Source organism: Histophilus somni 2336, assembly GCF_000019405.1.
GTDB classification, from domain to species: Bacteria; Pseudomonadota; Gammaproteobacteria; order Enterobacterales; family Pasteurellaceae; genus Histophilus; species Histophilus somni.
On record NC_010519.1, the window covers coordinates 1466261 to 1479346 of the forward strand.

At 37.1% G+C, this 13086-nt stretch carries 10 protein-coding genes and 1 tRNA gene; 7 read left to right on the forward strand and 4 right to left on the reverse strand.

What is annotated here, in order from left to right:
* Nucleotides 1-56: 56 nt before the first annotated feature.
* Entirely contained in the window at nt 57-533 is a 477-nt protein-coding gene (locus HSM_RS06650; RefSeq protein ID WP_012340445.1) for a low molecular weight protein-tyrosine-phosphatase, read from the reverse strand.
* A 132-nt stretch (nt 534-665) separates the two neighbouring features.
* On the opposite strand from HSM_RS06650, the gene HSM_RS06655 reads away from it, so the two are divergent.
* From HSM_RS06655 to truB, 7 genes are all read left to right on the forward strand, one after another.
* Entirely contained in the window at nt 666-1388 is a 723-nt protein-coding gene (locus tag HSM_RS06655; protein WP_011608971.1) for a phosphotransferase, read from the forward strand.
* 182 nt (nt 1389-1570) lie between these two features.
* Nucleotides 1571-1647: transfer RNA gene (locus tag HSM_RS06660), tRNA-Met, on the forward strand.
* Between the two features lie 165 nt (nt 1648-1812).
* Nucleotides 1813-2274, forward strand: a complete 462-nt coding sequence (gene rimP, locus HSM_RS06665; RefSeq protein ID WP_012340446.1) for a ribosome maturation factor RimP — start codon at nt 1813-1815, stop codon at nt 2272-2274.
* A 14-nt stretch (nt 2275-2288) separates the two neighbouring features.
* Nucleotides 2289-3770 (forward strand): transcription termination factor NusA, encoded by a 1482-nt coding sequence (gene nusA, locus HSM_RS06670; protein ID WP_012340447.1) that lies wholly within the window; start codon nt 2289-2291, stop codon nt 3768-3770.
* Nucleotides 3771-3790: 20 nt separating this feature from the next.
* Nucleotides 3791-6286 carry a translation initiation factor IF-2 gene (gene infB / locus HSM_RS06675; RefSeq protein ID WP_012340449.1) on the forward strand — a complete coding sequence of 832 codons (2496 nt, stop codon included), beginning with the start codon at nt 3791-3793 and terminating at the stop codon, nt 6284-6286.
* Between the two features lie 253 nt (nt 6287-6539).
* Complete coding sequence (gene rbfA, locus HSM_RS06680; RefSeq protein WP_011608975.1) at nt 6540-6920, forward strand: 30S ribosome-binding factor RbfA; 381 nt, start codon at nt 6540-6542, stop codon at nt 6918-6920.
* Nucleotides 6921-6932: 12 nt separating this feature from the next.
* Nucleotides 6933-7859: a tRNA pseudouridine(55) synthase TruB gene (truB, locus tag HSM_RS06685; RefSeq protein WP_011608976.1), complete on the forward strand. Its 927-nt coding sequence runs from the start codon at nt 6933-6935 to the stop codon at nt 7857-7859.
* A gap of 47 nt (nt 7860-7906) precedes the next feature.
* Here the strand turns inward: truB and metE are convergent, their stop codons facing one another.
* The 3 genes from metE to HSM_RS06700 form a co-directional block, all read right to left on the reverse strand.
* Nucleotides 7907-10180: a 5-methyltetrahydropteroyltriglutamate--homocysteine S-methyltransferase gene (gene metE / locus HSM_RS06690; protein ID WP_012340450.1), complete on the reverse strand. Its 2274-nt coding sequence runs from the start codon at nt 10178-10180 to the stop codon at nt 7907-7909.
* A gap of 205 nt (nt 10181-10385) precedes the next feature.
* Complete coding sequence (gene mrcB / locus HSM_RS06695) at nt 10386-12710, reverse strand: penicillin-binding protein 1B (protein ID WP_012340451.1); 2325 nt, start codon at nt 12708-12710, stop codon at nt 10386-10388.
* An 11-nt stretch (nt 12711-12721) separates the two neighbouring features.
* Nucleotides 12722-13084, reverse strand: a complete 363-nt coding sequence (locus tag HSM_RS06700; RefSeq protein WP_012340452.1) for a YacL family protein — start codon at nt 13082-13084, stop codon at nt 12722-12724.
* Nucleotides 13085-13086 lie beyond the last annotated feature (2 nt).

Below are 13086 nucleotides of genomic sequence, written 5' to 3' on the forward strand. Positions count from 1 at the left end.
ACAAAACGAAATCCGCACTTTAAAGATTGACCGATCAAAGTGCGGATTTTTTGTGTTTAAAGATGATGTTCTTGTCTAATTTTTTTGAGTAACTCATCGCAGCATTTATCCAGTAATTGATAAGTCTGCTGAAAATTGCCGGTATACCAAGGATCTGGAATATGATCACAAGCTAAATCTTCACATATCGTGGTTATTTGAAAAAGTTTAGATGGTGCTTTCGTAAAGAATTTTTCTAAATCATGTAGATTGTTGTTATCCATTGCGATTAAATAATCAAATTGTTGCCAATCACTATTGCGAATTTTTCGGCTGGTAAACCCTCTGTTATCAATAGCATATTGGGTAAGAATCTTTGCCGTTTCTTGGTGCATATTTTCTCCATCATGCCAACCGGAAGTTCCGGCACTATCTGTAAAAATTTGATTATCTAAATGAGCTAATCGAATTTTTTCACGCATAATATATTCTGCCATTGGGGAGCGACAGATATTACCTAAACAGACAAATAAAATTTTAATTTGTGGTTTCATGTTAAGCCTTTGCCTTATGATGAATAAAAGTGCGGTTGTAATTGTACATGTTTTGTGCCAATTTAGATAAGTTTTTATTAGCAATAATCTATGGTAATATTCGCTTCCCCTTTATTTTAAAAGTGACTAATCATGTCTTTACCAAAATATGTTGAACAACTGTTAAAAGAGAAAAGTAATGTTCGGGTATTCTCGTTTAAATATGATGGGAAATCTTATTGGCTAAAACAAACCGAAAAACTTTCTTTTATTTGGCGGTTCTTGAAATCCAATCCAGCGGAAATGTTAAAAAGTGAAATTATTCGCTTACAAGAACTTAATAAAAAATCAGCACCTGTACCTAAGTTAGTTTTATTTGGTGATAACTTTTTTGTGACTGAAGATGTGGGAAGTAGTGCAAATACTTGGGTTGAAAATGAGGATTTATCTATTGAATTAAGAAATAAGGTTTTGTTTGATTGTGCTCAAGCATTGGCAAGTTTACATAAACAAAATATTACTCATGGTCGCCCAGCCTTGAGAGACATGATTTGGTGTGAAGAAAAAGTTATTTTTGTTGATTTTGAATGTACCTCGTCAAGTAATAACATAGATTGGCAAAAAATTCGTGATGGATTAGTTTTTATTCATAGCTTAGGACGTTCTTCAACTGTTTCGGATGAGCAAATAGCATTGACTGTTACTCATTATCGTCAGTATTGTGATGCTGATATTTGGCAGAAAACTGCTGATTTCATCTATAAATATCGTTGGGCATATTATGTTCTTCGTATTTTCAAACCTGTTGCAAGAATGGATTTAATTGCTATTTATCGTTTATTCGAAGCTATTTTAAAAAATCAGGAAACATTATGATAAAAAAAAGTGATTGTTTGGAGTATTTGTGCGGTTTGGTAATGGCAGTTTAAGTGTTAGGGGCATAATAATAGTATTCGACTTTTTATTAAATTGTTTATAACATCAACAAATAACAATAAATTAGTAATTTTATCTTGCTATTTTTTTTATGACAGATATAATGTGTCGCATATTTCGGACGCGGGGTGGAGCAGCTTGGTAGCTCGTCGGGCTCATAACCCGAAGGTCGTTGGTTCAAATCCAGCCCCCGCAACCACTTTACATAGAAGTTTTCGTAAAGGACCCCACTGTGACTTGGGGTTTTTTTATGCGAGTAAACTTGAGATTTAGTAAACGGGCTGATAGCCCTTTTTTTACATCTGTTTGTTATGAAATGTAGAAAAAAACTCAATCTTACGTGCTATTTTGAGAGGAGAGGATAGTGGCAACATTAGAGGATAAATTACAAGAATTATTACAACCTTCAGTAGAGGATTTAGGTTGTGAGCTTTGGGGTATTGAATGCCAACGTTCCGGACGTTTTTTTACAGTACGTTTATATATTGATAAAAAAGATGGCGGTGTAACGGTTGATGATTGTGCTGATGTCAGTCGTCAAGTAAGTGCGGTGCTGGATGTGGAAGATCCTATTGCGGATAAATATAATTTGGAAGTGTCTTCGCCAGGCTTAAATCGACCATTGTTTACATTAAAACAATTTGAGAATTATATCGGACAGGATATTTCTGTTCATTTACGTGTTCCTATGTTTGACCGTCGTAAATGGCAAGGTAAGTTAGAGAAAATTGAAAATGATATGCTGACTTTGATTGTTGATAACCAGCCACAAGTATTAGTTTTTGGCAATATTCAAAAAGCCAATGTTGTTCCCAAATTCAATTAATTAGAGAGACAAAAATGAGTAAAGAAATTTTATTAGCCGCTGAAGCGGTTTCCAATGAAAAATTGTTACCCCGTGAGAAAATTTTTGAAGCATTGGAAAGTGCAATTGCACTTTCGACGAAGAAAAAATATGAACAAGAAATTGATGTTCGTGTAGTCATCAATACTAAAACCGGTGAGTTTTCTACGTTTCGTCGTTGGTTAGTGGTTGAAACAGTACTCAATCCAACGAAAGAGATTACATTAGAAGCAGCTCAATTTGAAGATCCGGAAATAAAATTAGGTGACTATATTGAAGATGAAATTGATTCGATTGCTTTTGATCGCATTGCGATGCAAACAGCACGTCAAGTAATTAGTACCAAAATTCGTGAAGCAGAGCGTAATAAAATTGTGGAACAGTTCCGTTCACAGGAAGGTGAAATTGTTTCCGGTACAGTGAAAAAAGTAAATCGTGATTCTATTATTTTAGATTTAAGTCAACAGGCTGAAGCTGTTATTTTGCGTGAAGATATGTTACCGCGTGAAAATTTCCGTCCGGGTGATAGAGTTCGTGGTGTACTATACAAAGTAAGTCCGGAAAACAAGGGTATTCAATTGTTTGTGACTCGTGCTAAGCCTGAAATGTTAGTGGAATTGTTCCGTATTGAAGTTCCTGAAATCGGCGAAGAGTTGATTGAAATTAAAGGTGCCTCACGTGATCCGGGATTACGTGCAAAAATTGCTGTCAAAAGCAATGATAAGCGAATTGATCCAGTTGGAGCTTGTGTCGGTATGCGTGGCTCTCGAGTTCAAGCAATTACCAATGAATTGGGGGGGGAGCGTGTAGATATTGTGTTATGGGATGATAATCCTGCACAATTTGTAATTAATGCAATGGCACCGGCAGATGTGAGCTCAATTGTTGTTGATGAAGATAATCATTCTATGGATATTGCCGTTGAACCGGAAAATTTAGCACAAGCTATTGGACGCAATGGTCAAAATGTACGTTTAGCAACACAGTTAACTGGTTGGGTCTTAAATGTTATGACAATAGATGATTTAAATGCTAAACACCAAGCGGAAGATAACAAGATTTTAGCTTTATTTATGACCGCACTAGAGATTGATGAGGAGTTTGCTCATATCCTTGTTGATGAAGGATTCACTAATTTGGAAGAGATTGCTTATGTTGCTGTAAACGAATTAACGGCAATTGATGGCTTAGAAGATGAGGATCTTGTTGAGGAATTACAAGCTCGAGCGAAAAATGCGATTACTGCAAGGATGTTAGCTGAAGAAGAAGCATTGAAACAAGCTCAGGTTGAAGAAAAATTATTAAATTTAGAAGGTATGTCTCGTCATATTGCATTTAGATTATCAGAAAAACAAATTACAACTCTTGAAGAATTAGCTGAACAAGGTGTTGATGATTTATCAGATATTGAAGAATTAAGTGCTGAACAAGCTGCAGATTTAATTATGGCTGCACGTAATATTTGTTGGTTCAATTAGGAATAAAGAGTAATAAGATTATGGCAGATGAAATAAAAAAAGAAAATGCACCCAAAAAGTTGAGTATTCAACGTCGAACAAAAACTACAGTGAGTGGAACAAGTACAACGGGAAAAAGTAAAGAGGTTCAGGTTGAGGTGCGTAAAAAGCGTACAGTTACTACCGATCTTGAACGTAAAGCTCAAGAACAAGCCAAATTAAAAGCCAAAGAGGAAGCAGAGAAAAGAGCTGCTGAGGAAAAGCTTGCTGAAAAAGCGAAGCGAGAAGCGGAAAAAGCTAAAGCTGAGCAAATAAAGATAGAGAAAGCTAAGGCTGAACAAGCTAAAGCAAGTAAGAAAAACGTTGATGTAGAAAAAGAAAAACGTCGAGCGGAAGAGGCTGAATTACGTCGTAAAGCCGATGAATTGGCTCGTCAAAAGGCAGAAGAAAAAGCACAAAAAGCGGCTGAAGAAGCTAAACGTTACGCTGATTTTGATGATAGTGACAATGATAACGGTAAGTTGGATGATTATAGCGATTATCACTTAACTTCCAGCTATGCACTTGAGGCAGAAAATGAAGAAGAACGTCGTAATGAAAATCGCGGACGTAGTAAAAATAAAGTAGTTAAAGCTAAGAAAGGTGGACGAGATGATGAAAATGGTAATAAAAATGAACGTCAATCAGATCGCCGTAACCAAAAAGATGTAAAAGGTAAGGGAAAGCACGCTAAAAAAGCCAGTGCGTTACAGCAAGCATTTACTAAACCTGCTCAAGTTGCTAAAGCTGACGTAGTGATTGGTGAAACTATTACTGTGGCTGAGCTTGCAGCAAAAATGGCAGTTAAGGCAACAGAAATTATCAAAACCATGATGAAAATGGGAGAAATGGTAACGATCAATCAAGTGATCGATCAAGATACTGCACAGCTTGTGGCTGAGGAAATGGGACACAAAGTTATTCTACGAAAAGAGAATGAACTTGAAGAAATGGTCATGGAGGATCGTGATGTAAATGCTGAAAAAGTTCATCGTGCACCGGTGGTTACTATTATGGGACACGTTGACCATGGTAAAACTTCATTACTTGATTATATCCGTAAAGCAAAAGTTGCTGCAGGTGAAGCGGGAGGTATTACTCAGCATATTGGTGCTTATCATGTTGAAACTAATGATGGCAAAATGATCACGTTTTTGGATACGCCGGGGCATGCTGCATTTACTTCTATGCGTGCTCGTGGTGCGAAAGCAACGGACATAGTTGTTTTGGTAGTTGCGGCAGATGATGGTGTGATGCCTCAAACTATTGAAGCGATCCAACATGCTAAAGCCGCCAATGCACCATTGGTGGTCGCTGTAAACAAAATTGATAAGCCAGAAGCAAACCCTGATCGAGTAGAGCAAGAATTACTGCAACACGAAGTGATTTCAGAGAAATTTGGTGGAGATGTTCAATTTGTTCCGGTTTCTGCGAAAAAAGGCTTAGGTATTGATGATTTATTGGAAGCAATTTTGCTCCAATCAGAAGTCTTAGAATTAACCGCCGTTAAAGATGGCATGGCAAGCGGTGTTGTCATTGAATCTTATTTGGATAAAGGTCGTGGTCCAGTAGCAACTATTTTAGTTCAATCCGGTACATTAAACCGTGGTGACATTGTACTGTGTGGTTTTGAATATGGTCGTGTGCGTGCAATGCGTGATGAAAATGGTAAAGATATTCAATCGGCAGGTCCATCAATTCCTGTAGAAGTACTAGGTCTTTCAGGTGTTCCGGCAGCAGGCGATGAAGCAACAGTCGTGCGTGATGAGAAAAAAGCTCGTGAGGTTGCTCTTTATCGTCAAGGTAAATTCCGTGAAGTGAAATTAGCTCGTCAGCAAAAAGCGAAACTGGAAAACATGTTTAGCAATATGGCAGAAGGTGATGTTGCAGAGTTGAATGTTATTGTTAAAGCGGATGTACAAGGTTCTGTGGAAGCCATTGTTCAAGCATTACATGAATTATCAACGGCAGAAGTAAAAGTAAAAGTTGTGGGTTCCGGAGTGGGAGGAATCACTGAAACTGATGCAACTCTTGCAGCTGCTTCAAATGCGATTATGGTTGGTTTCAATGTTCGTGCTGATGCAACAGCTCGTCGTGTAATTGAAAATGAAAATATTGATTTACGTTATTATTCAATAATTTATGAATTACTAAATGAAATCAAAGCGGCTATGAGTGGTATGTTACAGCCGGAATTTAAACAAGAAATTATTGGCTTGGCTGAGGTGCGGGATGTATTCCGTCATCCGAAATTCGGTGCAATTGCCGGTTGTATGGTAACTGAAGGGCTGGTTAAACGTAACAACCCAATCCGTGTATTACGTGATAACGTGGTAATTTTTGAAGGAGAACTTGAATCTCTCCGTCGTTTTAAAGATGATGTCAGTGAAGTACGTAGTGGTATGGAATGTGGCATTGGCGTAAAAAATTACAATGATGTTAAAGTCGGCGATCAAATTGAAGTCTTTGAAGTAGTGGAAGTTAAAAGAGCGATTTAATTTGTAACCGGTAATATAATTTTGTTGGTTGAATTATAACTAAAGAGCGAGATTATCATATATTAAGTTGCTTAATGTTTTTGTGGATAAGAATGCCCTTAACTTTGTTTTTTAAGGTTAAGGGCATTGGAGTTTTATCATGTTTGAGAAGAGCAACTGTGTATAGTGGTAAAAATTAGGAAAACTCACCGCTCTTTTTAAGGTGTAATTTCTCAACTCTAGAGTGAATTTACCAACATTAATGGAGAAAAATATGGCAAGAGAATTTAAACGTAGCGATAGAGTAGCACAAGAAATACAAAAAGAAGTAGCAGTTATTTTACAACGTGAGGTTAAAGATCCTCGTATTGGTATGGTCACGGTGTCGGATGTGGAAATATCAAGTGATTTAGCGTATGCAAAAATATTTGTCACTTTTTTATTTGATCAAGATGAAAATGTTATTGAGCAAGGTATGAAGGGATTGGAAAAAGCCAGTCCTTATATTCGTAGTTTATTAGGCAAAGTGATGCGTTTGCGTATTGTGCCTGAGTTACGCTTTATTTATGACCAATCTTTAGTTGATGGTATGCGTATGTCCAATCTTGTGACGAATGTTGTGCGTGAAGATGAAAAGCGTCATGTAGAAGAATAAGCGAATAAAAATATGAGTAAACCACGTAAAAAAGGGCGTGATATCAACGGTATTTTTTTGTTGGATAAATCTCAAGGGATGAGTTCCAATGACATTATGCAAAAAGTTAAACGTCTTTTCCAAGCGAATAAAGCGGGACATACCGGTGCCTTGGATCCGCTGGCAACAGGAATGTTGCCAATTTGTTTAGGTGAGGCAACAAAATTTTCACAATATTTACTTGATGCGGATAAACGTTATCAAGTTATCGCTAAATTAGGCGAGCGTACAGATACTTCTGATGCCGATGGGCAAGTTGTGCAAAAGCGAGAGGTCAATATTGATTTAGCAAAAATTTTGACCGCACTTGAGCAATTTCGTGGTGAAATTATGCAAGTGCCTACTATGTTTTCAGCATTGAAATATCAAGGCAAAGCTTTGTATGAATATGCTCGTGCAGGCATTACTATTGAGCGTGAAGCTCGTCCAATTAGTATTTTTGAATTGAAGTTTATTGACTATCAAATACCTTATTTAACATTGGAAGTACATTGTTCTAAAGGAACTTATATTAGAACCTTAGTAGATGATTTAGGTGAAGTATTGGGTTGTGGTGCTCATGTTACTAGGTTGCGTCGGATTGCTGTTGCAGATTATCCTTATAACAAGATGATGACGTTAGAACAATTGCAGCAATTCTCTGAACAGGAAGATTTGGATTTATTGGATCAACATTTGTTACCTATGGAAAGTGCGGTTATTCGTTTACCTGGATTGCACTTAACAAAAGAACAGGCAAGAGCTGTAGGATTTGGACAACGGATTAAGTTTTTAAATGAACAAGGCATACAAGGACAAGTGCGGTTAATTTCTCCTGAAAATTTATTTTTGGGTGTTGCTGTTATTGATGAAAACAGCATTGTCCATCCTCAGAGAATGGTTGTTATTAAACCCGAATAAATCCAACCGCACTTAAGGGCAGATTTATTCTGCCCTTGTTTTGTCAATTAAGCTAATTCCGCTCGTAATTTTTTAGTGACCGACATCATCACTTCAAGTTGTGCAATGGTCTCTGACCAGCCACGTGTTTTCAAGCCACAATCTGGATTGACCCATAAACGCTCTTTTGGTACAACGTTAAGAGCTTTGCGAAGTAAATGTTCAATTTCTTCTGCTGTTGGTACACGAGGACTATGAATATCATACACACCCGGTCCAATATCGTTTGGATATTTGAAATCACCGAAAGCGGTTAGTAATTCCATATCGGAACGAGAGGTTTCAATGGTGATCACGTCCGCATCTAAAGCTGCAATAGCCGGTAAAATATCGTTAAATTCAGAGTAACACATATGAGTATGGATTTGTGTATCGTCTGCTACACCCATTGAGCTTAAACGAAATGCCTCTCCCGCCCATTGTAAATAAGTATCCCAATCGGCTCGTTTGAGTGGCAATCCTTCACGGATAGCGGGTTCATCAATTTGGATGACTTTGATTCCTGCTTTTTCTAAATCCAATACTTCGTCTGAAAGTGCCACACCAATTTGCTTACATACCGTTGAACGTGGAATATCGTTACGTACGAATGACCACTGTAGAATTGTTACAGGACCAGTGAGCATACCTTTCATCACTTTCTTGGTTAGACTTTGTGCATATTTTGACCAACGTACTGTCATTGGTTCAGGACGAACAACATCACCATAAATTACAGGCGGCTTCACACAACGTGATCCATAGCTTTGTACCCAACCAAATTTAGTGAAAGCAAAACCATCTAATAATTCACCGAAGTATTCTACCATGTCATTACGTTCCGGTTCACCATGGACCAGCACATCTAAATCCAATTTTTCTTGTTCACGCACAACAAGTTCAATCTCTTTTTTCATTGAATTTTCATACTCTTCTAAAGAGAGATCGCCTTTCTTAAACGCTGCTCGAGCACGACGAATTTCGGTAGTTTGTGGAAACGAACCGATACTGGTTGTTGGTAAGAGCGGTAGATTTAGCCAAGCATTTTGTAATTTGATACGTTCACCAAAAGGTGATTTACGTTGATCGGCATTTTTTGGCAAATTAGCTAAACGTTCAGCTACTTCCGGACGGTGAATTTCTTTTGAATTTGCACGAGCATCTGCTGCTACTTGGCTTGCATCTAATTCTACATTTACCGCATTACGACCTTTTTCAAGAGCGGTTTTTAAGACGCTTAACTCTTGTACTTTTTGTAAGGTGAAAGCTAACCAGCTATAAAGAGCAGGGTTGTTCTCTTGTAATTGGGTTTCAACATTTAAATCAAATGGTGTATGGAGTAAGGAACAGCTTGGAGCAATCCATAAACGCTCACCCAGTTTTTCTTTTAGTGGCTCTAATACATCAAGTACAGTATTTAAGTTAGCTCGCCAAATATTACGTCCGTCAATTACGCCGGCAGACAATACCTTGTTGTAATCTTCGAATGCTACTAGTTGCTCCGGAGCACGAACTAAATCTAAGTGTAACCCATCTACTGGTAATTCTTTTAATAAAGTAGCGTGTTCTGTTACTGAACCGAAATAAGTAGCTAATAATAATTTCGCATTCACTTTTTCAGATAGCGTTGCGTAAACGTCTTTGTACGCATTAACCCACTCTTTTGGTAAATCTACCGCTAGTGCAGGTTCATCAATTTGGATCCACTCGGTACCTTCTGCCACGAGTGCGTTTAAAATCTCTACATACACAGGAACAAGTTGAGCGAGTAATTCAAAACGGTTAAAGGATTCGCCTTTCTCTTTCCCTAACCATAAAAATGTTAAAGGCCCAACAATTACAGGTTTAACTTGGTGTCCTGCAACTTTCGCTTCACGAATTTGGTTTACATAATGTGTTGGGTTTGCTTTGAATTGTGTGTCTTTATGAAACTCCGGTACTAAATAGTGGTAGTTGGTATCAAACCATTTGGTCATTTCAATAGCAAATTGGTCTTTGTTACCTCGTGCTAATTGAAAGTACTGATCAAGTGTCAAATTTTTACTATCGAAACCGAAACGAGCAGGAATAGCTCCTGTTGCGACTTGAAGATCTAAAATATGATCATAAAAGGTAAAATCACCTACTGCCATAAAATCCGCATTAGCATCAGCTTGGTGTTTCCAATTTTTTTCACGTAATGCCTTAGCTAAATCTAATAGATCTTGCTCAGCCAACTCTTTACGCCAGTAACGCTCTTGAGCGAATTTTAGTTCTCTTTTGGCTCCAACACGTGGAAAACCTAAAACGTGGAATGTTGTCATAACTAAATCTCCTGTATGGTAAGTACAATTTTGAATAGACGTCTAAACGTCTGTGTTTTGGTATAATGCAATAAAAGTCTTTAATGATGCAATCTCATAATTTTCACGTTTTGTATGAAAAAAATTAATAAAAGAGCGGTGTAATTTAGGTAAGATTAATAGAAAAAAGTAATGAGCATGAAGAGGTTGTTATTGAGGCGTTTTTTTATGGGCTTGGTTTAGCCTCTTCAACAGGTGCAGATAGAACATCCCAAATAGATGGCTTTGGCTCTTCGGGAATGTCATTACAAAAAAATTGATCGTTATTTATCCAAACAGGAAGCTTTTTAGGACTTGAGCAATTCCAGTTTCCATAAGAGTCTATACCAATCCATTCAATTTTAGCTGGTGTTTGTGGATTTAACATTTTTATTTCAGCACGAGATAAATAATCTTGATAGATTTTTAATGCACCACTCGCACCGGTTAATTTTGTTGTTACATTATCATCTCGCCCTAACCATACAGTAACAACATTCTCACCATCAATACCAACATACCAAGTATCTCTTGATTCATTTGTTGTACCTGTTTTTCCGGCAAGTTTAAGTGAAGCGTATTGATTTTGTAAGCTACGAGCTGTCCCTCGTTCAACGACTTGTTGCATAGCAAATAAGGTTTGGAAAGCTGCTTCTTGGGGAACGACTTGTTGTGGCATTATTGAACGTTGGTAAATCAGATTCCCCTGCTTGTCTGTAATACTGTCAAGAGTTGACAACGGAATATGTTTTCCTTCATTGGCAATAGTTTGGAATAATTCTGTAACCTCATAAGGGGAAATAGAGTAACTACCTAACAAAGTTGAAGGCACGTTAGGTATTTTTACATTATCCCAACCCATTGCCATTTGCATTTCAATTACTTTGTTTAAGCCTACTTTCATACCAATATTAACTGTTGGAATATTGAGCGAGCGAACAAGTGCATCTATTAGCATGACGGAACCACTGTATTTTCTATCGTAGTTACGAGGCTGCCATGGCTGAGTTCCTTTGATACGAATTGTAATAGGCTGATTTTGAATAAGCGTATTAAGGCGAAATTGCTCAGGATCAGATAACGCCGCTAAGTAAATTGACGGTTTAACTAAGGAACCAATTTGGCGACGAGCGTGTAAAGCACGGTTAAATCCCGCATAGTTTGTCTGTAAACCACCAACAATGGCTTTTACTTCACCCATTTTATAATCAGCAATAATCATCGCACTTTCTAAATGTGGATTTTTATATTTTCGCTGTAATTCTGAGACTGCTTTTATCACGGATTTTTCTGCATGTTCTTGTTGTTTCGGATCCAAAGTAGAGAAAATTCTTGCACCGGATAAAGAGGAAAGTTTGTTTTCGCCCAGTTTGCTTCTTAATTCTTGCTGTAGAGTTTGAATAAATGCCGGATACTTGCGGTTAATTTGTCCTCTTTTTTGTACGCCGAGAGGACGTTTACTGAGTAAGTCATAGAGTTCATTACTAATCATTTTATGATTGAGCATTAATTTTAATACAACATTACGACGTTCTAAGGCCTTTTGAGGGTTACGCCAAGGATTGTATAGTGAAGGACCTTTTACCATGCCAACCAACAAGGCAATCTGATCCAAACTGATTTCCCGAACAGGTAGCCCAAAATAAAAATGGCTTGCCAATTCAAATCCATGAATTTGTGTGCTGCCATTTTGTCCCAAATAAATTTCATTAAGATAGGTTTCTAATATGCGATTTTTATCGTAACGAAAATCTAAAATCAAAGCCATTAATGCTTCATTCATTTTACGGCTTAATGTGCGTTCGTTGCTTAAAAATAAATTTTTAACCAGTTGTTGTGTCAGTGTACTTCCGCCTTGTACATTATGTCCTGCTTTGATGTTGGTAATTAAAGCACGAATAATGCCAAGCAAACTTATTCCATCATGTTCATAAAAATTGCGATCTTCGGTTAAAAGTAAAGTATCGATCAATAATCTTGGATAATGTTGTAGCGGAATAGCTAGACGTTCTTCTCTATCTGATTGCAACATCGCAATAAGTTTTGGATCAAGACGAAACTCACTGATGGTTTTTACATTGATCAGGTCTTCAATGATAGAAAGTTTATTATCATTATTAAAACGTAGGCGAAAAAGGCGTTGTGCTTCAGGTTGACTTGGGAAAGGGAAGGCTCTGCGTAAAATAACCAAAGTATTATTTTCAATTTTAAAATCACCGGGCGTGGCAAGCATGGTCGTTTGGCGATATTCATTTTCTAACAGTGCTTGTTTGATTTGTTCCAGATTCAGTTGATCAGATAAACGTATGTTTTCAATACGGCTATAAACCTCGGCGGGTAACTGCCAAATTTGACCATCCATTTTATTGCGGATTTTTCCGTCTAAATAAATACCGTAAAATGCAATTCCACATAATAGAGTAAAACCAAGTTTTGCACTAAAAATAAACAACCGTTGTTTTTTATTTTTCTTTTTTGGTTGAGTTGTATTTCGTTTTTGTTTCGCAGCCATTTTTATTTAGTTTAAGCAATAAAAGAGAGATAGGATTTTAGAAAATATTCAAAATCTTCTAAGCCACAAAAAGCAATACTTTCTTCATCATAATAATGGAAATCAGCTTCCAGTTCATCGTGTTCTTCAATTGCTAAATTATTGGCTTTAATCATAACTTCATCTGAATGAATAAAAACAGAAAATTCGTTTCCAATGAGACTAAACTCCTTTTCATTGCGTGATTGTTTTGCTTGTTGCAGATAATTAAGTGCGGTAGGAATCAAGTCAGAATTTAACCGCACCTCTATATTGAACCAATTAGCTATTGCCTCATGTTCCATAGAAAAATTAACTGTTACTTGATCAGCGTTGTGAGTAAATTGATAGTCCATTA